The 26,418-nt window shown below is 39.5% G+C and carries 28 protein-coding genes; 6 read left to right on the plus strand and 22 right to left on the minus strand.

The features are described 5' to 3' along the window. Genes hmcE through hmcA form a run of 5 tightly spaced genes read right to left on the minus strand, consistent with a single transcriptional unit; the run spans position 1 to position 4,819 of the window. On the minus strand, positions 1–678 hold the full coding sequence (gene hmcE / locus TOL2_RS19610) for a sulfate respiration complex protein HmcE (protein WP_014959022.1): 678 nt from the start codon (positions 676–678) through the stop codon (positions 1–3). 32 nt (positions 679–710) lie between these two features. Beyond that, positions 711–842, minus strand: coding sequence for a sulfate respiration complex protein HmcD (hmcD, locus tag TOL2_RS25840; RefSeq protein WP_085929938.1), 132 nt, complete (start codon positions 840–842; stop codon positions 711–713). A gap of 12 nt (positions 843–854) precedes the next feature. Further along, positions 855–2,024: a sulfate respiration complex protein HmcC gene (gene hmcC / locus TOL2_RS19615; protein ID WP_014959024.1), complete on the minus strand. Its 1,170-nt coding sequence runs from the start codon at positions 2,022–2,024 to the stop codon at positions 855–857. Beyond that, positions 2,025–3,176: a sulfate respiration complex iron-sulfur protein HmcB gene (gene hmcB / locus TOL2_RS19620; RefSeq protein ID WP_014959025.1), complete on the minus strand. Its 1,152-nt coding sequence runs from the start codon at positions 3,174–3,176 to the stop codon at positions 2,025–2,027. Between the two features lie 35 nt (positions 3,177–3,211). Continuing rightward, a complete protein-coding gene (gene hmcA / locus TOL2_RS19625; RefSeq protein ID WP_014959026.1) occupies positions 3,212–4,819 on the minus strand; it encodes a sulfate respiration complex hexadecaheme cytochrome HmcA in 1,608 nt (535 codons plus the stop codon). A 375-nt stretch (positions 4,820–5,194) separates the two neighbouring features. Here hmcA and TOL2_RS19630 point away from each other — a divergent pair, with 375 nt between their 5' ends. Both TOL2_RS19630 and gltA read left to right on the plus strand, forming a co-directional pair. Then, positions 5,195–6,028 carry a sulfide/dihydroorotate dehydrogenase-like FAD/NAD-binding protein gene (locus TOL2_RS19630; RefSeq protein ID WP_014959027.1) on the plus strand — a complete coding sequence of 278 codons (834 nt, stop codon included), beginning with the start codon at positions 5,195–5,197 and terminating at the stop codon, positions 6,026–6,028. A 35-nt stretch (positions 6,029–6,063) separates the two neighbouring features. Beyond that, positions 6,064–7,476: an NADPH-dependent glutamate synthase gene (gene gltA / locus TOL2_RS19635; RefSeq protein WP_014959028.1), complete on the plus strand. Its 1,413-nt coding sequence runs from the start codon at positions 6,064–6,066 to the stop codon at positions 7,474–7,476. Between the two features lie 247 nt (positions 7,477–7,723). Here the strand turns inward: gltA and TOL2_RS19640 are convergent, their stop codons facing one another. From TOL2_RS19640 to TOL2_RS19665, 6 genes are all read right to left on the minus strand, one after another. Then, complete coding sequence (locus TOL2_RS19640) at positions 7,724–7,918, minus strand: CooT family nickel-binding protein (RefSeq protein ID WP_014959029.1); 195 nt, start codon at positions 7,916–7,918, stop codon at positions 7,724–7,726. Positions 7,919–8,031: 113 nt separating this feature from the next. Continuing rightward, the gene (locus TOL2_RS19645; RefSeq protein WP_014959030.1) at positions 8,032–8,457 is read right to left on the minus strand and encodes a DUF3842 family protein; all 426 of its coding nucleotides are present in this window, start codon (positions 8,455–8,457) and stop codon (positions 8,032–8,034) included. Positions 8,458–8,518: 61 nt separating this feature from the next. Next, positions 8,519–9,235 (minus strand): dTMP kinase, encoded by a 717-nt coding sequence (gene tmk, locus TOL2_RS19650; protein WP_014959031.1) that lies wholly within the window; start codon positions 9,233–9,235, stop codon positions 8,519–8,521. A gap of 339 nt (positions 9,236–9,574) precedes the next feature. Continuing rightward, positions 9,575–11,326, minus strand: coding sequence for a metal transporter (locus TOL2_RS19655; protein ID WP_014959032.1), 1,752 nt, complete (start codon positions 11,324–11,326; stop codon positions 9,575–9,577). A 218-nt stretch (positions 11,327–11,544) separates the two neighbouring features. After that, a complete protein-coding gene (locus TOL2_RS19660; protein ID WP_014959033.1) occupies positions 11,545–11,877 on the minus strand; it encodes a hypothetical protein in 333 nt (110 codons plus the stop codon). A gap of 32 nt (positions 11,878–11,909) precedes the next feature. After that, positions 11,910–12,170, minus strand: coding sequence for a hypothetical protein (locus tag TOL2_RS19665; RefSeq protein WP_014959034.1), 261 nt, complete (start codon positions 12,168–12,170; stop codon positions 11,910–11,912). Positions 12,171–12,475: 305 nt separating this feature from the next. Here TOL2_RS19665 and TOL2_RS19670 point away from each other — a divergent pair, with 305 nt between their 5' ends. The 3 genes from TOL2_RS19670 to TOL2_RS19680 all read left to right on the plus strand — a co-directional run bounded on the left by TOL2_RS19670 (position 12,476) and on the right by TOL2_RS19680 (position 15,264). Further along, positions 12,476–12,928, plus strand: coding sequence for a polyhydroxyalkanoate synthesis repressor PhaR (locus TOL2_RS19670; protein WP_014959035.1), 453 nt, complete (start codon positions 12,476–12,478; stop codon positions 12,926–12,928). Positions 12,929–13,047: 119 nt separating this feature from the next. Next, positions 13,048–13,512: a MaoC family dehydratase gene (locus tag TOL2_RS19675; protein ID WP_014959036.1), complete on the plus strand. Its 465-nt coding sequence runs from the start codon at positions 13,048–13,050 to the stop codon at positions 13,510–13,512. A 549-nt stretch (positions 13,513–14,061) separates the two neighbouring features. Further along, entirely contained in the window at positions 14,062–15,264 is a 1,203-nt protein-coding gene (locus TOL2_RS19680; RefSeq protein WP_014959037.1) for a M24 family metallopeptidase, read from the plus strand. A gap of 128 nt (positions 15,265–15,392) precedes the next feature. Here the strand turns inward: TOL2_RS19680 and TOL2_RS19685 are convergent, their stop codons facing one another. The 9 genes from TOL2_RS19685 to TOL2_RS23850 all read right to left on the minus strand — a co-directional run bounded on the left by TOL2_RS19685 (position 15,393) and on the right by TOL2_RS23850 (position 23,055). Next, positions 15,393–15,590 carry a hypothetical protein gene (locus TOL2_RS19685; RefSeq protein ID WP_014959038.1) on the minus strand — a complete coding sequence of 66 codons (198 nt, stop codon included), beginning with the start codon at positions 15,588–15,590 and terminating at the stop codon, positions 15,393–15,395. Positions 15,591–15,829: 239 nt separating this feature from the next. Continuing rightward, positions 15,830–16,324: a PilZ domain-containing protein gene (locus TOL2_RS19690; RefSeq protein WP_014959039.1), complete on the minus strand. Its 495-nt coding sequence runs from the start codon at positions 16,322–16,324 to the stop codon at positions 15,830–15,832. Between the two features lie 338 nt (positions 16,325–16,662). After that, positions 16,663–17,709: a GAF domain-containing protein gene (locus tag TOL2_RS19695; RefSeq protein ID WP_014959040.1), complete on the minus strand. Its 1,047-nt coding sequence runs from the start codon at positions 17,707–17,709 to the stop codon at positions 16,663–16,665. 11 nt (positions 17,710–17,720) lie between these two features. After that, positions 17,721–18,914, minus strand: a complete 1,194-nt coding sequence (gene phaC, locus TOL2_RS19700; RefSeq protein ID WP_014959041.1) for a class III poly(R)-hydroxyalkanoic acid synthase subunit PhaC — start codon at positions 18,912–18,914, stop codon at positions 17,721–17,723. Between the two features lie 181 nt (positions 18,915–19,095). After that, on the minus strand, positions 19,096–19,983 hold the full coding sequence (locus tag TOL2_RS19705) for a poly(R)-hydroxyalkanoic acid synthase subunit PhaE (protein WP_014959042.1): 888 nt from the start codon (positions 19,981–19,983) through the stop codon (positions 19,096–19,098). A 128-nt stretch (positions 19,984–20,111) separates the two neighbouring features. Then, a complete protein-coding gene (locus TOL2_RS19710) occupies positions 20,112–20,420 on the minus strand; it encodes an isoamylase early set domain-containing protein (protein WP_014959043.1) in 309 nt (102 codons plus the stop codon). After that, the gene (locus TOL2_RS19715; RefSeq protein ID WP_041279639.1) at positions 20,420–20,605 is read right to left on the minus strand and encodes a hypothetical protein; all 186 of its coding nucleotides are present in this window, start codon (positions 20,603–20,605) and stop codon (positions 20,420–20,422) included. The genes TOL2_RS19710 and TOL2_RS19715 overlap by 1 nt, the downstream gene beginning before the upstream one ends. Before the next feature lie 216 nt (positions 20,606–20,821). Continuing rightward, positions 20,822–21,499 (minus strand): response regulator, encoded by a 678-nt coding sequence (locus TOL2_RS19720; protein WP_014959044.1) that lies wholly within the window; start codon positions 21,497–21,499, stop codon positions 20,822–20,824. 2 nt (positions 21,500–21,501) lie between these two features. Then, entirely contained in the window at positions 21,502–23,055 is a 1,554-nt protein-coding gene (locus TOL2_RS23850) for a PAS domain-containing sensor histidine kinase (protein WP_014959045.1), read from the minus strand. 382 nt (positions 23,056–23,437) lie between these two features. Between TOL2_RS23850 and TOL2_RS19730 the strand changes: the two genes are divergently transcribed. Beyond that, on the plus strand, positions 23,438–24,823 hold the full coding sequence (locus TOL2_RS19730) for an NAD(P)/FAD-dependent oxidoreductase (RefSeq protein WP_041279640.1): 1,386 nt from the start codon (positions 23,438–23,440) through the stop codon (positions 24,821–24,823). Positions 24,824–24,902: 79 nt separating this feature from the next. On the opposite strand, the gene queD is transcribed toward TOL2_RS19730, so the two are convergent. Next, a complete protein-coding gene (gene queD / locus TOL2_RS19735; RefSeq protein WP_014959047.1) occupies positions 24,903–25,286 on the minus strand; it encodes a 6-carboxytetrahydropterin synthase QueD in 384 nt (127 codons plus the stop codon). Between the two features lie 21 nt (positions 25,287–25,307). After that, positions 25,308–26,408 carry a molecular chaperone DnaJ gene (gene dnaJ / locus TOL2_RS19740; RefSeq protein WP_014959048.1) on the minus strand — a complete coding sequence of 367 codons (1,101 nt, stop codon included), beginning with the start codon at positions 26,406–26,408 and terminating at the stop codon, positions 25,308–25,310. Positions 26,409–26,418 lie beyond the last annotated feature (10 nt).

The following is a 26,418-nucleotide window of genomic DNA, read 5'->3' on the forward strand; positions in this document are numbered from 1 at the left end:
TTACCAAGCCATTTTTGTTCCTTTCATTCCACCCCTCTTAATTCCAAAATCCATTCCAAGCTGGGCACGGGATGCGAAAAACAAGAACACATGGGACAGCTTGGTAAAGGGTATGGCAATCAAAAGGAGTTCTCCACAAAATATATGCATATTCAGCCAAAATGAATAATCCCCTACCTGGTATCTGGCAAAAAGGCCTGTTACAAAGGGAGCCAGGGATATCAATAAAATAAAATAGTCATATAGCGTGGTCATTATCCTGACTTCGGGTAAAACCAGTCGTCTTAATACAAGAAACACTGCACTGACAACCGCAACCCAGGTTAAAACATCTGCGACACTTGTATTTAAGGTGAAAAATGAAAATCCCAGTTTTTCTTTAAGAAAAAGGTTGTGGCCCAGCAAAAAAAGCGGAAGCAGAACAGCACCTATATGGAATCCGAAAAAGGCCAGAGTTATAAACGGTTGAGTCCGCCAGCCATAAGTTCCAAAAGGAATCAGCCATTTGTAAATAGACCGCCAGGCCCCTTTAAAGCCTGCCCCAAGATGAGCTTTGTACGCCACCCTGTCCAACTGCCAGCTCAATCCCCTGAAATACATGATAAATCTTGCAAGCATTCCAATCAAACAGACTCCCAGAGCGATCCAGAAGCATACGCCTGTTAAAAGATCATGCATTGTTTAATCCTCCATATAAATAAAAATTATCTCTAATCATCTTCTCTGTCCGTGAGAAATTTCCAGAAAAGCGGCATAAAAACAAGGATTCCACCCATGATGAGATAGGTCATTCCTTTGGTAAACGTCATAAAATCCTGAAGTGTAAAAATAGTGTTTTCCAAGGTATCCTCCTTCTAATGGGTCTTGTAATCCGGGTGCTCATGAAGAATGGGCATCCGGGTTGCAATAAACCGGTAGATCACTATTCCAAGGGTTACAATAAAAACAGAAGTTGCGATTTCCATAAAGCTGGGAAAATAGCGTTGGGCGGAAGGCAGGTGCCAGTTAAATGCCACAACGGAAATATTGAGCCGGTTCAGTACGATTCCCAGAACCGTCCAGACAGATGCCACCCGGATAAAGGTAAGATTCTTTTCCCTTGACCCAACAGCATACAAAATGGCAGGAAAAACAACGAACCCGACAAGCTCCACAATAAACCATAGTCCCCAGCCCGTGGTAAGATAGTGCCAGTTATTGTCAATGGAAATACCGATGATCTTGATACCGACATATCCCATCATGACAAACGAAGCTGCTTTGCCAAATCCCAGAACAACCCCTGTGCTTTCCTTTAAATGGGTTTCATCCATCTTATCTTTGAGGTGGCGATGGGCCAGACTGCCCTCAAAAATAACCATGGACATGCCTGCAAACATGCTGGATATGAAAAAATATACCGGCAGGTACGAGGAATACCATAAAGGATGAAGCTTTGACGGTGCAATCATAAACAAGGCACCAAGGGATGACTGATGTAGAGTGGAAAGAACCACGCCAAAAATCGTAAGCAGCAAGGTTAATTTTACGACAGTATTCCGCAGTTTCTTCAAACCAAGCCATTCCATGGCTGCAGGACTGTATTCAATGAACAATACGGTCAGATAAAGGAACACGCAAAGACCCACTTCAAACAAAAGAGACGAAGTTCCCTGGGAATAAAACACCGGATATGGCAGACGCCAGGGACGGCCCACATCATAGTGAAGGGCCAGAACAACCAGCGCATACCCTAAAAAGGCCGTTAAGATTGCAGGCCTGACCGCAGAATGAAACCGCTTCAACCCAAAAATATAGCAGGCCGCGGATGTAACATACCCGCCTGCTGCCAGGGCAACCCCGCACAGCAGATCAAAGCCGATCCATATTCCCCATGGATTGTTGTTGTCAAGGTTGGTAACCGTACCCAGTCCCATGGTAAACCGCAAGATTGTTAACACAAGCCCCACGGCAAGGATTATACCGGTTACCACATTAAACACAGTAAATTTTTTATTTTCAGGAATCCTGTTATCCGAATCCATCTATTCCTCCTGTTTGCCTTTTTCCAGAGAATCAACAGATTCGCCAATCGATTTAGCGGTCTGCTCTTCCTGAACTTCAGCTTGTTTTTCTTTTGCGGCTTCGCTTTCTTTTGCAGCCTCTCTTGCTTTTTCAGCTTCTTCAAGGGCTTTTTTGACTTCAAAATTGATGGCAGCTGTTTTCTCTTTGTTCATTTTCCCCTTGAGATCTTCTATCTTCTGGTTCATCTCTTCATTGGCTTGAACTCTTGCGGCCTGCAATGCATCATCTTGTTCTTCTTTGGCAATCTTATCTTTTCTCTTGGAAATGGCATATACGCCGGTCAACAATACCGGCCATAACCCAACCACGATGGGAACAGCCGAAAGCGGCCCTGACGTAAGCTCAGGCGCTGATTTTGTTCCTAAATCCTCTCTCATGCCAATGGTTTCAAATGATTGACCGGAAAGGTAAAGCCAGCTTGTGCCTCCCATTTCATGCTCACCATACACATGATCTATGTATTTATCAGGGTATTTGTGAATTCTGGATCGTGCAATCTTGATCAATGCGTCTCTTTGTCCAAAAATCAGTGCCTCCCTGGGGCAGGCTTCCACACACCCCGGAAGCTTGCCTTCTTCCAGACGGGGAGCGCACATGGTACATTTGGTTACCTTGGGGGTCAGCACCTTGTCATATTCATAGGCCGGAACTTCAAATGGGCATGCAACCATGCAATATCGGCATCCCACACACAGGGAGGCATCATAAACAACCGGTCCGGCTGCTGTTTTCTTAAACGCCTTAACAAAGCAGGCAGATGCACATGCGGGTTCAAGGCAGTGATTGCACTGTTTTTTTACAAACACTTGTTCTTTGGCCTGAAACTTATTAACAACCGTATAAACATCCGCTTGGGTACGTCTGTTTTGATCAAGAACAGTTAAATCGTCAAACGGCTTTTCAGGTTCCGGCAATTTATTCACCTTGTTGCAGGCCTGTTCGCACTTTCTGCACCCGATACACAAGGTGGTGTCGTGCAGAACGCCGGAGCTTCCCGGATACCCCTTGAAACTTTTGTTTGCGGCACCATAGGCTTTTGTCAGGGCACCGGTTGTGGTGGCACCGATGGCCGCGCCAAGCGACCCCAAAAACTTTCTACGAGAAATAGCCATAATTTTACCCTTATTATTTATATCCTTTGAAGTTTCTATTTCTTTGCTTCATGACATTTGACACAGTCTGTTGCGACTACGGATTTAATGTCCATTTTCTGATGACAGGTAATGCACTGGCCATGATATGCGCCTTTCAATCCAGGCCTGCCGTCCAAACCACCATCAAATATGGCATCAGATCCATCACCCTGGCCAGGAACGACTTTACTGTGACAAGACGCACATTTAGGAGGCTCAAGGGTTTTAGGGCTGTTGTGATGACACCCCATGCACAGCCCGGCCTGATCCTTATGAAATGCGTTTGCCATTCCGCTCTTTTCAACTCTCTTGGCAATGGCCTGAACCACTTTGCGATGGGGGAACCGGCTGGGTTTATACTCATCTGCCAGCCCGTCAATAACAACTGTTTCAGGAATCTTGTCTTCTGCAACAATCGTGTAATTTGACGAAAGGTCTGTTAACGCCATTTTTGCCGCTTGAGCAGGGTCTTTTGATTCCAATTGAACCGGCGGTATACTGTGGCATGTTTTACAGGATTCGGGATTGCTGTTGCTTGCAGGCATCAAACTGTGACAGCCGGCACAATCAGCACTTTTCGTGAAGTCTTTATGGCATCCGATACAACTTCGGGTACTGTCTTGTTTGTGCATGGCCTGCCCAAGACTGACAAACCCGCCCTTTTGTTCTCCCCCTTCTGCCCCGTGGCAATCATTGCATTTTTTCAAGGTCTCATGATGGCAGTCTTTACAGCTTTGCGCTGCTGTTTCATGAAATTTGTGATCAAAGGCAACGGCATCCATATAATTTTTCTTTGTCTGATCGTCCGCCTTCCAGCCCGTAATGGCAACTTCATCCGGCTGATTTCGCTTGAGCCTGGGAATATCGGTTATTTTTTTTATTTTTTTTATTTTTTCGTTATCATGACAGCCGTCACAGGTTACAGGCCCGGCATCAATTGCGATACTTTTCGCTTTAAAGCTTTGATGACAGGCTACACAGGAATCATGAGCCGCTTCTTGAATAGACCTTGTTTCATCCTTTTTTTCAGACTTATGACAATAAAAGCAGGACTCTTCCTCACCTTTAACATAAAAAATCTCTTTTGTTTTTTCATTATATTTATGGTGACAGGCGCTGCAATTGTCTTTAGCTGACAAGTCCATACCTTTAATCCGTTCTGAACTTTCATGGATAAAATGCAATGATTTATCAAAACTGATTTTTTCCCGCAAAGACCCTTCAGGCTCCCCTGCGACATGACATACCCCGCACTGATCGGCAACTGGCCCCGTCTTCTTGTCAGAGGCTTTTTTTTCCGTATGACAGGCAATACACTGGTCATGATAAAAATCCATGGATGCTTTCTCGCCTGTTCGTTTGAATTCAAAAACAATGGTATTGTCTTTTTCCATATGACAGACTGTACAGTCGCCATCCGAAGCCTGAGTGTGAAGATCATGCAAAAAACCGACAGCAGGCATTTCATCCTTGCCAAGCTCGCCCTCAAGCTCAATTTTTATAAGCCCCGGTCTTTTTTCATCATCACTGTTGTTTGTACTGGTTTGCCCTATAAAGGGAAACAAAATGCATAAAACAATCATCACAAAAAATATCAGCTGAAATGATTTTACTTTTGACATGGTTCAATCCCCTGATTGATTTTTAAAAACACTATTTCAAATATACCCAACTAAATCAATAGGATTATTTCCTACTATTTTCATGTGATTAAGTCAAGTCCAAAATTTCATGGCTTTATTTTTATAAATTTTAAATCATTTTATCTGCCGGACACAGTACAATCAAACCCATAGTCACATTCCAGCTATCCCACTGCTGTAAGGCCGACGCACTTGTCTTTCAATTGCCCAGGTGTCTTTTCGCTTGATTATATGGAATATTTTAGGGTATTATAGAATCCTTAAATTCAAGACATAAATTGAATTGAATTTTTCATTTAAACATTAATCACCGAACAGATCCATACACAGATCCATTGAAATTAGGAGGAAGAAATGGGAAAAATTGTGGCTCGTGAGGAAATGGCTCAAGGCACTATCATTCTAAATGAAATAGATGCGCCTCGCATATCACGAAAAGCCAAACCCGGACAATTTGTAATACTTCAGGCGGATGAAACAGGAGAACGCATCCCTTTGACCATGGCAGATACAAATCCGGAAAAAGGTACTATCACCATTATCTATATGGTCATTGGAAAATCCACGACCCGGTTTAAAGAGTTAATGGTTGGCGATGAATACTATGCCCTGATCGGCCCCCTTGGAAAACCCACCCATATCGAAAACGTCGGTAAAGTCGTCTGCGTTGGCGGCGGAACCGGAATTGCAGTGCTGCATCCCATTACCCGGGCACTTAAAGAAGCCGGCAATGAAGTAACAACCATATTGGGTTCCAGAACATATGACCTGTTGATTATGGAAGAAAAAATGAAAGCCGCATCCACCACTTTAAATATCTGTACCGATGACGGATCACACGGCCATCACGGTTTTGTGACCGACGTTTTAAAAGATGTTCTGGAAAAAAATGATATCGACCTTGTTGTTGCCATTGGCCCCATCCCAATGATGAAATTTTGCAGCCTAATCACCAAAGAAAAAAATATTAAAACCCTTGTCAGCCTTAACCCAATCATGGTGGACGGAACCGGTATGTGCGGTTGCTGCCGTGTTACAGTGGGCAATGAGACCAAATTTGCCTGTGTAGACGGCCCTGAATTTGACGGGCACAAAGTGAACTTTGATGAACTGGCCAAGCGCCTTGCTTCCTACCTTGAGGATGAGAAGTTAAGCCTGGAAGCCTATGAAAAATGCAAACTGCAATAAACCATACCATCACGGTTGTATACATGGAGGAATAAATGGCAGACAAAAAATCAAAAAAGATAAAAATTCCACGGGCAAAAATGCCAGAACAAGACCCGGATATCAGAAGACGAAATTTTGAAGAAGTCCCCTTGGGACTTACCCCTGAAATGGCTATGGCCGAAGCCTCAAGATGTCTTCAATGCAAAAATCCAGCCTGCGTTGAAGGATGTCCGGTTTCCGTTCAAATACCCGAGTTTATCCAATTAATTGCAGAAAACAATTTTTCAGGCGCAGCAAAAAAATTATGGGAAAACAATGCACTTCCTGCTGTGTGCGGGCGTGTCTGTCCCCAGGAAGAACAATGTGAGGGCAGGTGTATTTTAGGTAAAAAAGGTTCTCCTGTTGCCATTGGATATCTTGAAAGATTTGCAGCCGACCATGAACGTAAAAACGGAACCGGAGCCCCCCCTGTTGTTGCCCAAAAAACAGGGAAAAAAGTGGCGGTTATTGGTTCCGGCCCCTCCGGCCTGACGGTTGCCGGAGATCTTTTGACCAAAGGCCATGATGTCACTATTTTTGAAGCGTTTCACAAACCCGGCGGGGTATTGGTATATGGAATTCCTGAATTCAGGCTTCCAAAAGAAATTGTTGCATCGGAAGTGGCCACCCTTGAAAAAATGGGCGCAAACATTGAATGCAATACCGTGATAGGCGCTTCGGTCACCATTGATGAGCTGTTTGAAGAAGGGTATGACGCAGTCTATATTGGTGTGGGCGCAGGCCTGCCAAGATTCATGAACCTGCCTGGTGAAAACCTCATTGGTATTTATTCGGCAAATGAATACCTGACCCGGACCAACCTGATGAAAGGGTATCTCTTTCCCGAATATGACACGCCCACTGCCCGGGGAAAAAATGTTGTTGTTCTGGGTGCCGGCAATGTGGCCATGGATTCTGCGAGAACCGCCATGCGTCTTGGGGCGGACTCTGTAAAAGTTGTATATAGAAGATCAAGAGAAGAAATGCCGGCAAGAGAAGAAGAGCTTCACCATGCCGAAGAAGAAAAAATTGAATTTGTTCTCCTGACTAATCCCACTGAGTTTTTTGGAGATGAAAATGGGCGTCTGACCGGAATGGAATGCCTTAAAATGGAATTGGGAGAACCGGATGCATCAGGAAGAAGAAGGCCTATACCCGTTGAAGGATCAAACTTCAGGATTGACTGCGACCTTGTGGTTGTCTCTGTCGGTTCAAATGCCAATCCTCTGCTGACAAATTCCACACCTGATATTGCCTTGAACAAATGGGGTAATATCATAGGTGACCCTGTAACCGGGAAAACATCAAAAAAAGGCGTTTGGGCAGGAGGGGACATTGTAACCGGAGCCGCAACAGTCATTCTTGCCATGGGTGCGGGACGGACCGCAGCCAACTCAATACACGATTATCTGACACTGGGATGGTAATGGGTAACAGGTGACGGATAAACAATAACGGAAACTTGTAACACAAAGGTAAAAATCCTGACCCTGAGGGCCAGGGTTTCAAAAGCGAAGTAAAATAATAAGGTTGGCCATTGAAAAATTTTTCACTGACCAACCTTAATTTTATATCCATTCTCTTTTTATATGAAAGTCTTCAAAAATCCAGACAGTGACTTTCATGTTTTGTTGTGGTCAAATCTGAGCGAAAGACCATGTCTGCCAGCGGCAGTTATTGTTTAATATAAACCTTGTGGTCCACCAATGACAAAGAATGAACATGGCCTTTAATAAATTTTTGTTCGCCAAAGATAGAAACCAGGCGGATACCATCTTCATCCGGCTCAATCTTGTCAACCGCTTCCATTAACAATGTTTCATCAGATTCGCCGTCATTTCCAAGTAAATATGCATTTGCTTCACACATAACGCCATCACTCCTTGTATATTTTTTATATGAAAGTCTTTAAAAATTTAATCGTGACTTTCAGTTTTCGTTGTGGACAAACCAGGATATGATACCAGGTCTGCCCGTGGCATTTATAAAAAAGATAAATGTTTATCCAACAATTCATCCACCAGTTGAGGCAGGGGCAGACCGCTTACCCCTACAATTTCCAGGTTTTCCTGGGTCAGAGGCAGAAGAATTTTTTTAGCATCGGCAGAACATATGGCTTCCGCCATCTCAGGGGTTACCTCGCCCATCATTGCCTGGGGCATGATAATTCCCACAGGCCCGATAATAGCATCTGCTTTCCTTACGGTCTGAACAATGGCATTACTGCCGGAAGCCCCTTTGTTTGCCCTTGCTTTCAGCATCTGGGCCGTGGCAATGGCGTTGGTTCCCAGAGCAAAGACCTCTATTCGTTCTTCAAACCGTTCTTTGAGTTTTTTAATAATTGCAGATCCAATGCCTCCCCCCTGGCCATCTATAACACAAATTTTTTTCTGGATATTCACTCCCATAACTATTTGTTTGCCTTTATATAATTTATTTCATACAATTTTAAAAATATTTCTGACTTCATTATTTTAACATTATTTTATTTTTAACAAGCAACATCATTTTATTATGAATAGCATCTGAGGACAGAATTGAGCCATTAGTATCCAAGCAATTTATCATTTCGAAATCATTGTATTTATTTACCACCCTTAAATATTCTTGCTCAACATTTTTTTGCAAATTGATGCTTGCTTCATGTATATCGCTTTTACCGTTCAAATATACCCTATCTTTTCCAACCCTGACTTTTTTTAATTCAGTTTCAACAAAAGAGAATGGAACATGTAAATATACAGACAAATCCGGTTTTGGTATTTTATTATAGAAATATTCAAATTCAAGAATCCAATGTTCTAATTCATTTTTTTTTGATTCATCGTCAAGTTTCGCACACTGGAATGCAATGTTTGAGTAAACATATCTATCCACAATTACAAAATATTTATTTTCCAACCAACCAGTTATCTTTTTTTTTGCATCATCTCTATCACCGGCATAAATCAAAGCAACAAGATAAGGGTCCACAGAATCTAAACTTCCGAATTCTCCTCTTAGAAATTTAGCAATCAAATCTCCATAGTAACCCTCTCCACTGCGAGGAAAATGGAGATATTTATATTTGATTTCATTTTTATTGAAATAATTCTTTAATAATTTTATTTGTGTGGACTTTCCAGCCCCATCCAAACCTTCAATAACAATAAATCTATTTTGATCTCCCAATTTTATCAATCCCATATTTTTATTTCATTTTAATTAAATACGTCAAAGCACAGTCTATAGCAATATACCAAATTCTTAGCAAGCATTTGGACTCTTCTCTTTACAAAAAAAAGGTCATGGGCATTTAAGTGAATCTTACAAAAACACCCAACCGAATTCTTGTTGTATAAACATACCTCAATATAGGTATATATTGTGGATAATTTTATTGGGATCTGCATTCATTAGCAGCCTGCCGGGATAAGATGGACAGCACAGCACTCCATCTTATCGGGCCGGGCTGATATCCATAACAATAAACTCCCGTCCAGAAGGGCCGAGAGTTTGATTGTATTTGTCCAAATATTATGGACTCTATGCTTTTTTTGTCTTTTTTTTAGAATCCTCTTGTGCCGGCTTTACCATTTTTTTTTCCCCGACAGTTGTTTTTATTTTTTGACTGATCTTTTTCTCTATGTCCGCTTTTATTGGTTTTTTCAATACTTTTTCTGCTTCTGCCAATTTTTCTGCAGATTTTTCCATTGGAGGGCCCGCAGGTTCTTTTTTTAGTTCAATTTTAGATTCTGAATTTACGGTTGATATCAACTTATCAAGGGATTGGTTTAAATCCAGCTGAAAACGGACAGGGCCTCTGTATTCCTTGTTCGGGCCAAACCGGGTGTGAAGTGCATAGTCGGATTCCGGATGTGACCAGGAAGTGGCAATGGCAATATGCCCCTTGGGAAAAGGCGTGGTCTCTACATCAATATAATCAAGGGGAGCAAGAGCCGTCTCTTTTTCCACCAGATCATCATCTTCGCCATAACAAATCAGCCAGGGAATCTTTTTTTCTTTAATACCTTTAAAATTCAATTCCCTGTCAAATATTTTCACAGGCAAAATGCCGTCCGGAGTGACCGGAATATTGTAAGACGCAAAACTCATCTGAGTTATGGATAATGGAATATCCGTACGCTCATTTTGCAACCAATAGTTGATGGCTGCAGCGGTTTTACTGATGCTGTGAGATTGTTTTTCCATCTGTGCCACCATAAACATATCTCTTAAAAATGATACCACAGGGGCCTGATCTTCAACACTTTTGAGTTTGTATACCCAACCCATTAGCTGACCGTCCGCAACCTTATTTCCATTGGGCAAGGTTTTTGTTCCATACAGCAAATCATTGAAACGGGGGGGAAGGCTGTTCAAAAAATCCCCCAACCCCTTGCTTCGTGTACCATCCATGGGTGAAACGCAGGTGATTAATGCGTCCACGACATTGTCAAGCTCATTGGAAAGAATATTACAAACAGCGGAAAAACCGCCCTGACAATATCCGTTCAGGGTAACCTTTTTACCATGAAGTTCCATGACTTTTTCGCAAAAATACCGTGTATCCAGGGCATCGTCCTCCATGGTCATGATCTGACAAAACGGTGTGGTGTGAATATCTTTCATTATGCGAATATATGTGGGAATCCCCTGATTTGCAAAGCAATGGGTATAACTTTTTTTTTCTCCTGGTAAAAAACTTAATATATTGCTGCCCAAAACAAAAGGAGGGATGATAATTATCGGTTTTCCCTTTTCATCCACTTTTACATCTTTATCTGTAGGTTGAATTCTGTAAAGCAAAAAACGTTCGGTTTCTGCAAACAAAAGATTTTGATGCCGTTCAAAGTGGAAACCAAATTCCGGTTCAATGTCTCTTATGGCCTTTGGAAGGGTTTTGCTCACGCCTGTAATCATGTCGAATTGTCGCGAAAAAAAATCCGATAGATTTTCTCCTTTACTCTGTGACAATGAATTACAAAAAGCGATAAAATAATTTTCCAGCTCTTTATTAATAAAGCCGTCTACAGCCCTCATGCTGCTGCAAAGGCTTCTGCCGAATAGATCCATATTAAATTTAAGAAGCCTGACATAGTCATCCCACTGTTCACCAAGCGAGTCTTTGTCCAGTCTTGATAATTCAGCTGTGCTGAAGTAAGCAGTGGAAATCAGATATGGAATAAGAAACTCGTTATTATATTTTATTAATCCTGCGAATAAATTTTGCGCAGCATTCATCTGATCAAAAAAAAAGCTGGGATTTGATTCATTTTTTTTAGGCAAGTTTTCCATGATTACATCCTTAAAATATTGTCAACGCAAGAAACAGAAGACCATTCCACCGATTATATTTTTATACATGTAAATTTCAATATAACTGCCATGGGCAGCCTTGGTATTTCAACTTGATTTGCCCATAACAAAGATTGAAAGTCTCTGTGTGAATTTTTAAAGACTTTCATATAAAAAAAATGCCGACTAAAATATTTCAGCCGACATCTCTTTTATTCTTACTTTTTGCTCGTCTTTTCCGATGCCTTTTCTGATGCCTTTTCTGACGGTCTATTTACAGATGATACAGGTTCGAACTCTGCCAATAAGTCCATTATTTTATCAAAACCGTTGTCAACATATCCTTTGCAATTTTCCCTGTTTTGTTTGAGAAAATCAACCCAATAGGAACTCATTTTTTTACTGTCACCCTGCGATAGCGGACTTTTTTCAAAAACCTTGTCCATCATCTGATGCCCTTGATCCTGAAGTGTTGCCATCATGGCAAAAGAGTTATCAAACAAGGATTTCTGACATTTAACAAACTGGGTAAACATTTTATTGCTATACATAATTACCCCCCAAAAGATGGTTAAAAATGCGTTTATTTTTGATCAAACAATTTTTCGAACTGGCTATACCCTTGATCAACCACTTTTTTGAATTCATCCCTGGCCTTTTTAGTATAGTTGTAGGTTTCATTTAGCTGTTTCTTCCCATCCTCTGTGGCCCAGGGAAATTGTCCCATAAAATTATTCATCATAGTTTCCGTTTGATCCTGAACAACTGCTATGGCGTTAAAGCTGTTATCAAAAACGCTTTTCTGAAACCCGATCATCTGTTTTGCGATATTTGCTGTTTCCATAATGATTCTCCTTTTTTGTAAATAATTTAGACACATCATTTGATTGTTATCCGACAAACGAAATACCGGATCTCAAATTTATGATTTCAATATTTGAAATATATCAATTAAAATATTTTTGTCAATAAAAAAATTGTGCATTGCACAATTTTTGTTTTATTATACATTTACTTTAAAATATATAATAAAAACAAACTATTAAATATCTATAAAATTTATATTGACAAAATTTATATTGCAATATAACATAGCATCATACTGTGTTTTATTAACCGCAGATGATGCTAAAAAACAAGGAAAGCCAATTGCCTGATACCATAACAATTAAAAAGTATCCGAACAGACGGTTGTATAACACAAAAAAAAGTACTTACATAACTCTTGAAGATGTTTCAGATCTCATTAAAAAAGGATTCAGAATCCAGGTAGTTGATGTCAACACAGGCAATGACGTCACTTCTATTGTCCTGACACAGATCATCATGAACAAAGCAAAAAAGGACAATGCAATTCTGCCGGTATCCCTGCTTCACCTTGTCATCCAATACGGAGAAAGCCATCTTCATGAATTTTTCGAAAAATACCTTGAAACAACCATTAAAAATTATCTGGGATATCGAAAACAAATGGATGACCAGATTAATGCATACATGGAAATGGGGATGGATTTTTCCACCCTGGCAGAAAAAACTTTTAGGAATATGGATCCCATGAATTTTTTTTCCAATTCTCTGAAAAAACAAAAAGAAGAAGATTAATCCAAAATATCATACAGTTTTTTCCCACTCGGTAAGAAATAAAAAGAGGATCTTAAAGAAACGACCTTGAGGCCGCATTCATAGATTTAATTTAATTCTGAAACAAAAAGGAGAGGACAATGATTGGCAAAACCATCGACCAATTAAAAATTGGAGACTCGGATGAATTTACCAAAACGATTTCCGAATCTGATATTTATCTGTTTGCAGGCATAACAGGAGATTTGAATCCTGCCCATATTAATGAAGAGTATGCTAAAAACACGTTTTTCAAAGGGCGAATCGCACATGGACTATTTATTGGCGGTTTTGTTTCAACCGTAATCGGCACAAAACTTCCGGGACCCGGCAGCATTTACAGCGAACAGCAACTCAAGTTTCTGGCTCCCGTACGAATCGGCGATACCATCACAGCCAGAGTTGAAGTCAAAGAAATCAATATTGAAAAAAATAAAATAACCCTTGAAACAAGCTGTTTTAACCAAAACAAAATTATTGTGGTTGATGGAAAAGCAATCATCCATCCGCCTAAAGAAAAAATAAAAAAGAACCGCAACACGATCATACCAATCAAACAATTTTAATTGACGATATATTTTTATTTTACCGGCAAATGTGATGGTAAAAAAAAAGGATGGGTTCGCCCACACAGCACAATGCGACATTTTGTTTGTTTGAACAATATTTTTTTGACTAACGGTCATGAAAGATCAAGCTTCCATGGCCGTTTTATATGAAAGTCGTCAAAAATTCAAAAAACTACTTTTATGCTTTATTGTGTGCAAACCAAAGTAAAATACCAAGCCTGCCCATAAAAGTTCTTACCTTCTTTCATTGAACAGCAATGATATTTCGTGTATTTACATTTCATGAAAATTTATCCAAACATACCAGATAAAATTCAACTCTCAAAAAAAACTTTTACAAAGACAACCCATGAACCATTTGTTGATGCTCTGCCAAAGCCTATCATTCAAGTGTACAATACAACACAAAAGTCATATTCAAACAACTGCCATGGACAAAACTGTTATTGCACTTTGTTTTGTCCACAACAAAGATTGAAAGTCACTGTTTAAATGTTTGAAGACTTTCATATAAAAAAAAAGATAGAGGTAAAACATTAAAAAACCATGACAACAGAATTAGCAAAAACACCTGAAAATGAGATTAAAAATAGAATTCACACCCTGAAACAAAAAATGGAAAATAATAATATTGAGGCTGTTTTTTTAACGCACAAACCTGATATTTGCTATTTTTCAGGGACATCCCAAGACTGCTACCTTTATATCAACATTGATCGTGATCCGGTTCTTTTTGTCAAAAGATATTTACCAAGAGCAAGAAAAGAAAGCTGCACAAAAAATATCTTTCAAATTCCATCAATAACTCATATCCCTGAAAAAATAATAAATCTCCACTCAAATTTACCCAAAACATGCGGCCTTACCTTTGATGTTGTCCCGGTCAGGGATTTTTATTTTTACCAAAAATTATTTACATCCACTTGTTTTATTGATTGCACCCCTGTGGTCAATGACTGCAAACAGATTAAATCTGACCATGAAATCAAACAAATGAAAACCGCAGCCAAACTATCTGAAAAAACCTTTTCTTATATCCAAGAAAACATCAGGCCTGGGATTTCAGAGATGGAATTTTGCGGTATATATGAAACATTTGCACGGAAATTTGGGCATTCCGGCACATTATTGACAAGGCATTACCGTGCAGAAGGTTTTCCCTTTCACTTATTGAGCGGTAAAAACGGAGGGGTTGCCGGTGCTGTGGATACGCCCTGCTGCGGGATCGGAACATCCATTAGCCATCCGTTTGGAGCAGGAGCAAAAATCATAGAAAGAAATGAACCTATTCTTATTGATTTTGGAACCATATTGAATGGGTATCATATGGATGAAACCAGGATGTTTGTTTTGGGAGACATGGACCAAAAGGCTATGGACGCTTCAAAGGCTGCCCTGGAAATTCTTTACACGCTTTTATCTCAAATGAAGCCGGGTGTTACAATGGGTGATATTTTTGAAAAAGCCATCAAATCCGCTAAAAATCTGGGGTATGAGGAACAATTCTTAGGTCTGCCCGGTATAAAATCAAACTTTATTGGACACAGTATCGGAATGGAACTGGTTGAAAGCCCCATTATATCCAAAGGGAACAAGGATATACTAAAACCCGGAATGGTATTTGCTGTCGAACCTAAATTTATCTTTAAAAATGAGTTTGCAGCCGGTATTGAAAGTGTTATTCAAATCACGAAAAACAGTTCATGTTTTTTGAGTACAACACCCAATAAAATTTTTATCTGCAAATAATACAAATTGTCTTTCTTATCGCCGATAAAGCCATAACCGCCGCGATAGAATGGGTTGCTCGACTATCCACTCTATCGTAGCGGTATCCACCAAAAAAAAGCAAACAACAATATCTGCTATTTCGTAATTTATTTATATTCTCTTTGTTTTAAATCACTGAAAAGAGGACAAATAGTTGGGGGGCCTTCCAGTGTCTGCCCCTCCATTAATGTTTTTCCCCAATTTTCCGCAGTGATCTTTTGAGCTTCCTGTTGTGACTCTACACCAATAACTTTAAACACAAGCAAACCATGATCCTGGCTTTCCATTTTTGTGTAATAAATCACTTGCTTTCCTCCTTAAATTTAAATGTTCATTTTCTGTTTCATATAATATAAACTATTGAATTGTATAAAAATCCTGCCAACCCCAATCATGACTTCCATTTTTTATTATGGCAATTCTTAACAAAAGACCACGTCTGTAATGGCAGTTCATATACAAGTCTTCAAAAATTTTAACAGTGACTTTCATTCTTTGTTGTGGGCAAACCCATATAAAATAACAGGTCTGCCATGACAGTTATTCAGATAACATTTCCGATCATAAATCTGTTAAGAGTTTTTTTTAAGGCTTTGCATGGCAATTTTGAAACAAAGGTAAAACAATTCAGGCACAGACACAAAGATTCATCGGTTTTTACGATCTCTTGTGTCGAGGAATTCGCACACAATTCACAACAAAGATGAGATTTTTCAACAGCTTCTTTTTTAACTATTTTTGCCTTACCAATCCTTTTCACACCAACCTTGTAACTGAAATCTGCATCTGTTTTGACACACCATATTACCTGGGCAGTACAAGCGTCATAGGGTTTAAGTGATTCAAAACCGGGAGAAGAATCCTTGATTTTGATAAAAAAATACTCCCCGTTTAAAAACATCTTATCTGATACAAAATTCATCCCATTCATACTAATATTATACAGCACGGCTTTATGATACGAATCGTCAAGAGCTTTTGCATAAAGAATGGGTATATTTATATTTTTACGGACTTCAAAACGTCTGTTTCTTTCCATAAAAGTTTCTCCTACCCAGATAAAAAAGGGATAACCCAATGTCCAAATCGAAATCCCCAAACAGCTTTCCAAATATTTTCCGTTTCTAAGTTTAACCTGCATCTCAAAAAGTGTGAATTCAAGTGGCTGATTCTATACTTTTTCCAGAACACTGTATCCGTGCGATATTCAATATTGATAGACTTTATTCATATTAAACTCAATTGTTGCAGGAAATGAACCAATATTTTAATTTAGTAACCTAACAAATTTTAAGTTCAATTGTAAATAGGCAGAAAAACTCTTTTTTTACCGGGAAAATCTCATGGCCGGGAAAATATCCCATATAAGATTCCGAATTAAAACCATGCTCTATGGCTCCATATGTCTTTTTCCAAATTGATTTTTTCTTCCTTGAGTTTCAGGTACATGGAAGCGTTTTGGATGGCAAGACCGCCCTGGTGTGCCAATGCTTCGATCATGACCAAAACATCAGAAGGAAATCCGGTATAATCGGCACTGTAAAGACGCATCACCCCAATCACCTTATCCCTTGCAAGGATCGGGGTCACAATCATGGATTTAATACCTTCTTTTTTCATTTCCTTTTTAAATTCAATTCGTTTGTCAGCCTCGGTATCACTGACAATAATAGTTTCTCCCTTAAGTGCCCGGGAAGCGGTTTCATTATTGATAACCCCTAATATTTCAAAAAATTCATCACTTAACCCATGGCTTGCAACCAGCTGGATAGAGTTTGTATCTTCATCCAGAAGCCCAATGGTCACGCCTTTCATCCCCAAGGTGTCACAAATATTTACCGTCAAACTTCCCAGAATTTCTTGAATATCCAGACTTGAATTGATACTGGAAGCCAGTTCCAGGAAAAACATGGCATTGTTTCTGAGTCTATTGATTAAATTGTTTGTATGAACAGCAATGCCGCCCTGATCAGCCAAGGCACATAAAAAATCAATCTCGCTTTTATCAAATTTTCGTCGGGTTGCCGTATAAAGAGACAGCACACCCTGGGTGACATTGGATACACGCACAGGAACTGTTAAAATAGAGGCAATTCCCTCGTTTTTTTTTGCTTTATGATTTTCAAGACGCTCATCAGTTGCAGCGTTTTCAAAAACAATATAACCTTTTTTCTCCAATACATTGACGATACCGGCAGATTCCCTGGGACTTGCATGCAGATACGTTTCAGACAAACCAATCTGGGATTTGGGTATGAAATATTCATTACCAACATCACGCAGAAAAAGACAAGCTGCCTTGCCATCCATGGTTTCAACAGCGCTCTCGACTATCAGATTAAGCAGTGTAGACTGGGTTGCCGCAGTACCGAATGTTTTGCTTAGTTTACAAAAAGTATCAAAATAATCTTTTCTCTTGGGCATAATTCTCTCCTCTATGATGCCTGTTCTGTATACTTCATATCAGAAGCGCTGTTTATCGTCAGGGAATTTTTTAAGCTTTCCATTTTGCTATTATTTATCCTTGGTTTTGTTTGAGCTTTCTTTGTTGTCTTGTCTCTTTCTTTGAGCCAGGTGCCTACCCCGGGTGCAAAGGCTTCCTGGCATTTTGAACTGACATAAATCCCAATGTGTCCTGTATCAAGACAGATATCCTTGGTATCTTTACTGCCGACATGCCTGGTGAGTTGATTGCAGGCCTCTGGAGGCACCAGATGATCGTACTTCCCGTAAATATTGAGTAGCGGCATGGTTATATTTTTCAAGTCCACTCGCTTACCTCCAACTTCAAGTTTGCTTTGGATCAGTTTGTTCTTCTGGTAACATTCTTTGACAAATTCCCTGAAAACCTCACCAGGCACGTCAGGACTGTCGAAAATCCATTTTTCCATCCGGACAAAATTTTCAACAAACTCCTTTTGATCCATATGCTCTAGAAACCCGACATATTTATCAATCATTAACCGGGCAGGATTCATCAAAAGAAATCCAAAATTCATGATGTCAGCAGAAAAATTGCCATAGGCATTCACCACAGCATCAACATCCATATGTTTCATCCAGATATGTAACAGTCCTTTTTGGGTGTCAAAATTGGTAGGGGTAACCGTTGTGACAAGATTTTTAATCTTTTCCGGATACAGTGCGGCATACATAACGCAAAAAGTGCCACCCATGCAGATTCCCATGAGATTGATCTTTTTGACTTTATTTTTCTTACATATAAAATCAACAATGTTATCCATATATCCGTTAACATGATCATCAAACCCTAGAAAACGGTCTTTTCTTTTTGGATATCCCCAGTCAATCATATACAAATCAATACCCTGGTCCAAAAACCTTTCCACCACACTGCGTCCCGGTTGCAGATCCAGCATGGTTTCCCTGTTGATCAATGCATAAACAATCAGCAGAGGAGTTTTACAATTTGATTTTTTTGTTGCACGATAATGTTTTAATTTGACACGGTCCTCCTGATACACAACTTCATAAGGCGTTTGAGCAAGCTTTGTTTCCAGACAATCCAACAGGACTTCCGAAGCTTTTTGGGCACGGTTTTGAACCTTTTCCACATCATCAGCCATTTTTGACATGATAAGATCAACCGGCACCTTAAATTTTTTCAACTTTAACCTCCTGACGATTTTTTAATATCACAAACAAAATAACTTCTACGGCCAGACCAGACTGGATCTTTCGCCCTGATTTACCCACAAAAAAAAAGAAGATGGGCAAAAATACAAACAATTTTGTTCAAGCTATAAAATTTGAGATCCTTACTGTTCATTAAAAGATTGACAGCGTTGTTTAATTGGATTTTTCAAGCCTTCTGATACGTCTTTTTAATTCATACACTTCCCTGGACAAATCGTCTATTTCCGATTGATTGGCGATGGGCAACCCTTTAATCATATCTTCAATAACTGCATTTTTCGCCTCTGAAAAATTGGTCAAAGAGCTTATTGTTTTTGTTAAAGCTTTAATATACTCAGGTGTTTGGAACAAGGTCATAAAATGCCCTTCAAGAATTTTGATCCACATCTGGTAGTAATCATTTGAATCAGCCGGAAGTTCGCCTATTTTAGCCAAGGCGGCTATTTTCTCCTGCATCACTCCCATGGAACGTTGAAAGGGAAGACAAAGAAGCCTCATAAATTCTGCCTGATTTGCCTGAAACAAATGAAATTTATCCATCATATGATTGATTCTTTCCTGGTATTCCCTTGTCAATCCTAACGGGGGAATATAAAAAAACTTTTGAAATTCTTTTTCATATAATTCAGTCCAGACATGAAAAACATTTTCATCTATTTTTTCAAAGCGGTAGGCATCTACGGACTCACCAAACCTATTCGCACTTTGGCTCATTTTTTTTTGAAACTCAGCAAGGCTGCCCAAAACCGACTGATTAAACTTGGTCAACATGTCCGGCATGGTACTGCATCCCTTAAAAAAAGAGGCCATGGATTCCGGTGTTGCAATTGCCAACACTATGGTGTGCCAGTTTTTTAACGCTATGTTAATGTTATCCATTGTATAGTTGCCTGATTTTTTTTCGTCCTGTTGCCCGGATTGACGAGCTGTCTGACAAGCAGACCATATTTGCGACATGGCTCCCATGATATCGCCCATGGGCTGTGCCCAGGTATTCATAATTGATTCAATGTCTAAAGGATCTTTTTTTTTATCTCTCATTAGGACTCTCTTTTGTATGATGGTTTATCAATTGTGCCCGAAATCTGCTGAAAAGCCTGCAATAAAATTTTATATAACACCCAGAACCACTCAACATCCTATTTCAAAAATCAATCAAATCCGCAGTCCTAAGTGATAATAACTGAATTTTCACAATTCCCGTAGGAACAGTGGACATAGGTATCTGCCTCCAAATCATTTTTCCAACTCACACCGTCTATAAGATATCTGAATTGATATTCTCTGTTCAAATCAAGAGCAATGGTTGCTGAAAATGAACCGTTTTTATAGGATTTCATCGGAATTGTATCTTTGTTCCAGTCATTAAATTCTCCAACCACATGTATTTTTTTCGCCCCGTTATTGGCTTCTTTTTGAACCCGAAAGGTCACCTTGCAAACAGGCTTGCTTTTAAGATACTGTTTTTTAATGCTCATTACTTTTTTCCCTTTATTTTTTTTAGTTCTTCAAGGCAATAGCTTTGCCATTGGCAATCTGTAATATTACAATCAAAAGCACGCCGGGCAAAGCAATCCGGTTTTCCTTCAACGCGCTGAATACTTCGAATAAATTTTGTTAAATCCGGATATCCTCTGTCAGGATTTTTTTTATCATTAACCATTTTTATTTCTCAATTTGTCATTAGATCAGAAAATCGCCTGATTCCTAAGAATCAAAACCAGCAAATATATTTTATTGATATGACATTCATTACTGAAGTTATTTTTTATTGTAAATAGGTAAAAGTACCTATTTTAACCGGGGAAAATTGCATGGTTGGGATGATTTCCCAGTAAAGACAAAGGATATTTTCAACAAAATAATGGAAAATACTTTATTATTTTCTCCAAAGATCCAGATCAACCAGACCTAATTTGGCTGCATGCCTGGTCAGGTCCAACACATTGCTGACATTTAATTTGCGCATTATTTTAGAACGGTGGTTCTGAACTGTTTTAGGGCTGATAAACAATTTGTCTGCAATTTTTTGGGAAGAAAATCCACTGGTCACAAGTACCATGATTTCCTGTTCTCTGGAAGTTAACGCATCATAGCCTTTAACAGCTGCAACAGGCTTTTTGTCCGGTAATTCAGCCAGTTTTTTAACCACCTGCTGAGATACTGAAGTGTCCATAAAGTAATCGCCTTTTAAGGTATGCTCAATTCCATTAATCAGCATATCTGCTGCACATTCTTTCGTCAGATAGCCACTGGCACCAGCCTGAAAAGCTTTTACGATATAATCCACCTTGGAATGCATACTCAATACCAGAATTCGCATATCTGGAGAATATTTCAAAATATCACGGACAAGATCAAAACCGCTTATATCCGGAAGAGAAACATCAACTAAAGCAAGGTCCGGTCTGAGTTCTCCTGTTAATTCAAGACCCCGGTTTCCGGTTCCTGCTTCACCGATCACATCATACCGGCTGTCGTTCTTTATGATGGCTTTAATTCCTTCTCTGAAAAGAGGGTGATCATCAATGATTAAAATACGCTTTTTTCGATCCATTATTATTTCTCCTTTAACGGCAGCTTGATGACTATTTCAGTCCCCTTGTTTAACTGCGAATTAATTGACATCCTTCCCTGAAGCAGGTTAACCCTTTCTTTCATGCTTCTAAGACCCATTCGCTTTTCATTAACTATTGAACGTTCCTGCTCTTTTACATCAAACCCTTTGCCATTATCTCCAATTCTAAGAATGATATTCGGACATGCCCCGACAAGCCTTATGACAGCTTTAGAGGCGGAAGCATGTTTCCGGATATTATTCAGTCCTTCCGTCACCAGGCGGTATAAATTGATTTGAGTATCGGAATTTAGTATTAACCTCTGAATACCAGCAGCTTGAAAGTCAATCGTGATACCGTTTTTTTCAGCAAATTCCTCACAAAAAACTTCAAGGGCAGGAACAAGACCCAGATGATCCAGGCTGAGCGGGCTTAAATGATAAGCCAGGTCTCTGACCGTGGTAATGGTCTGATCTAATAGCGAGGAAACATCTTCCGGCAAACCCTTGATATCTGATTCAGGAAATGATTGATTTTCAAACAGCTTTTTACAGTATAATTTCAATGCGGAAAGATTCTGAGCAATGCTGTCATGCAATTCACAGGAAATCATCTTCCTCTCAAGATCCTGGGCCTGTATCAACCTTTGCGAAAGATCCCGCACAAGATCTTCCGAATGTTTCCGGTCGGTAATGTCCGAGATGACACCGACCAGACCGGTAATATTACCAGTGGTATCATGAAGGGTAGCTTTGTCAAAAATAACTTCTCTTAATTCTCCATCGTTTCTTTTTATTTTCCATTCATAGCGCTGTTTGCCCGGTTTATTGAACAGTTCTCTATCTTTCTCATAGTAAATGTCGGCAATTTCCCTGGGCCCTATATCGTAAACTGACTTGCCGATAATTTGAGACCTGGATTTTCCTATGAACTTCTCAAACGCCCTGTTACAACCAACATACTTTCCATTTGTATCTTTGTAAAAAATTGGATTGGTAATTGTTTCAAGAAGGGTATTCAAAAAATCCTTTTTTTCCCTCAATAAATTTTCAGCTGTTTTACGTTCTGTTATATCTTCAATAAAAATAAGCACATTTTTATTCCAAGTTTTCAATAAAGTTGTCGATACAAGTAAATTTCTTTTTGCCTGAACATCATCAAAAAATGACAATTGTGTTTCAACTTTAACATAAGATTTTCCTGTATTCAGTGTATCCAGAACTATTTTCCGAACAGTGCAGTCAGAACACGAAGAACCGAATCCACAACCTTTCGGGTCATCAAGATGATGAACACACCGAAGTGCATCGCCTCCTCTGACACCGATATGCTCTTCAGGTCTTCGGCCTGTAAATTGTAATATAGACTTGCTTACATTTTTCACACGCCTTTCCTGATCAACAATGATCATAAACAAAGGGATATTGGCAAGTATTGCAGTTTGTTCAATCTCGCTGGTTTTCAATGCCTTAACTTCAAGCTCTGCTTGACCAAGCCTTTTTTCAAGGGTTGCAACTTTCTGCTCCAATTCTTCATAGGTGGGCTTACAATCCATTTCACCTGCCTTTAATAAAGATCAAGACTAATTTGATCAATCAAATCTCAACCCATTTTCTGATATCAATTATTTCAATACTGATTTAACTTTGTACTGATTTTTAGCTGTATTAAATGGTGTAAAAACGAGTCACGATGTTCAAATATACATCAGGTTGAGCTATTTATAAATTAAAAATATTTTTTATCCCTTCCTAATAATTTTATGAAACTTTTTAGTCAACTATTTCGTTGTTTTTTTTTCATTTAGGCCGGGTCTGAAAAAATGTCGGCACCTGTCGCAACCAAAAGGAAAGCTCCTGAAATGGAAATCATACTTGTTATAGTTCTAAAACCGGAGTATTAAAGAAATAGACTAATTTTTAATATTCAGGTGGTATATGGCATATGATGTGATTATCGTGGGCGGTGGTCCTGCCGGACTTTTTGCCGGATATTACTTAAAAGAGTATTCTCATTTAAATGTATTGCTAATCGAAAAAGGCAAAAGCCCTTTAAAAAGAAAATGCCCAAACCATAATCTTCAAAAATGTCTTCACTGTGATCCTTGCAATATTTTATCCGGAATCGGCGGGGCTGGCCTTTATTCTGACGGCAAACTCAATTTTATACCCAAGCTTGGGAAAACGGATTTAACCCAATTTATGGCGTTGAGTTCCGCCCAGGATCTGATTGATGAAACAGAAAAAATTTTTACAAAATTCAAAATGGACGGCCCTGTGTTTCCCACCAACATGGAAAAAGCAAAACAAATCAGAAAACAGGCCAAACGTTTTGGAATAGATCTTTTGCTGATCAAACAAAAGCACTTGGGCTCTGATAATCTGCCCGGCTTTATTGCAGAAATGGCAACTTATATTCAGTCAAAAGGACTTGAAATAAAAACCCAAGAAAATGTGATTGATATTCTTGAAAAAGACGGGCATATACAGGGAGTCATAACGGATAAAGATAAATATTTATCACCCAATGTTATTCTTGCACCCGGAAGAATCGGGGCAAACTGGATGGCATCGCTTGCCCGCAAATATGGAATAAATCTTAATCAGAGAGGAATAGAAGTCGGGGTCCGTGTCGAAGTCCATAATGAGATCATGGAAGATCTTTGCAATGTCATTTACGATCCCACTTTTTTCATTCAAACCCATACTTATGATGATCAGACCCGGACGTTTTGCACCAACCAGGGCGGATTTATTTCCCTTGAAAACTATCAGGATTTTGTCTGTGTAAACGGTCATGCCTATTCAGATAAAAAATCAGCAAACACAAATTTTGCCTTTCTTTCAAAGGTAATTTTAACTGAGCCGGTCACCGACAACCAGGCCTATGGTGAATCCATTGGGAAACTGGCCACCATTATCGGTGGAGGAAAACCTATTTTACAAAGATTTGGAGATTTAAAGAGAGGAAGGCGCTCAACCTGGAACAGAGTCAGAAAAGGGTATATTGAACCTACCATGACCAATGTGGTTTGCGGTGATATTGCCATGGCGCTGACCGAAAGGATTCTAACCAACCTGATCGAAGGCCTTGAATCCTTAAACTTGGTTATACCCGGGGTGTCCAATGATGAAACCCTGCTGTATGCACCTGAAATAAAATTTTTTGCCACACAGGTGGAAACAAACAACCATCTTGAAACTGCCGTTCAAGGAATGTATGTGGCAGGTGACGGGCCGGGCGTAGCAGGAAACATTGTATCAGCGGCCGCAACCGGTATTATTCCGGCAAAACACATTATTGAAATAAGCCGTGAAAAATGAGTGTGAGTATTGAGAAATGCCAAAACATATATTTTTTTATACTCATATCTCAATACTCGAGACTCATACTGTTTCAATACTATCCGGCAAAATAAGTGGCACACGCATCATCCGATTCCCAGGCCATTACTTTTGAAACCTTTACATCGTTATCCAGGCTCTGATCCAAAAGAAACTGAACCCTTTGCGCAATATAAACGGCAATACGCTCGGATGTCGGCTGTTTGCCATCAAATATTTCCAGTTCATTTAAAAATTTATGATCCAGCTCTCCTTTGACAATCTGTCGGACAGCCTTTTTTATATCACCAAAATCAGCAAGCACACCTGCGGAATTTAATTTTTCCCCTTTAACACAAACTTCTATGTGCCAGTTATGTCCATGCAGATTCTCACATTTTTGTCCCACCATGGTCAATTGATGGGCTCCGGCAAAACGGGTTTTTACCTTAAGTTCAAACATTATTTTTTTCCTTTAAGCGGCTCAAAGGTTCTTAAAAAGATTTTTCAGCTTGTTGGATATTTTATTTGAATCAAGCTTGTCAAATTTTTTCAACAATTCAATCTGTTTGCTATTCAGCTTTGTGGGTGTTTTAATAATGACTTTAATAATCTGGTCACCTCTTCTACCGGTTCTTAACGAGGCAATACCTTCCCCTTTCAAGCGGAAAACATCCCCATACTGAGTGCCTTTTGGAATTTTGAATTTTTCTTCCCCAACAAGAGTCGGGATACTGATCTCATCTCCAAGGGCGGCCTGAATAAATGAAATATCAATGGCACAGATAATATCTGTGTTATCCCGTTGAAAAAACTTATGGGGCTTGACATTGATCACCACATAAAGATCTCCTGAAGTTCCTTCGGGAGAAGGTGATGCCTCTCCTTCACCGGACAGTCGAAGCTTTGATCCAACGTCCACTCCTGCCGGAATCTTCACCTGGACCTTACGTGTTTTCTCAACCCTGCCGGCTCCTCTGCATGTGCTGCATGGATTTGCAATAATGGTTCCCCTGCCCTTGCAATACGGACAGGTGGTTTTCACCTTGAAAAAGCCCTGGCTCTGAATAAACTGTCCTGATCCATGACACTTAGAACAGGTCTCCGGGCGTGAACCTTCTTCACATCCTGATCCATGGCACTCTTTACAGGTATCCAGTCTTGGAATGGAAATGGTCTTTTCAGTACCAAAGGCAGCCTCCATAAAATCAATGGTCATGTTATATCTTAAATCAGAGCCTCTCTGCACCCTGTTGCCACGACCTCCTCCCGAACCAAATCCAAAAAAGTCTTCAAAGATATCACCAAAGCTGGAAAAAATATCCTCAAACCCGCTTGGACCGGAATGACCGGCACCTTCAAGTCCCCTGTGACCAAATTGATCATAAATCTGGCGCTTGTTATCATCACTTAAAACTTCATAGGCTTCAGATGCTTCTTTGAATTTATCTTCGGCTTCTTTATTGTCCGGATTTTTATCAGGATGATACTTAATTGCAAGTTTCCGATACGCTTTTTTCAATTCCTGCTTTGAAACATCCCTGGCAACGCCAAGTAATTCATAATAATCACGTTTCTCTGTCATATGGTTCCCA

It is taken from the genome of Desulfobacula toluolica Tol2, from assembly GCF_000307105.1.
Classification (GTDB): domain Bacteria; phylum Desulfobacterota; class Desulfobacteria; order Desulfobacterales; family Desulfobacteraceae; genus Desulfobacula; species Desulfobacula toluolica.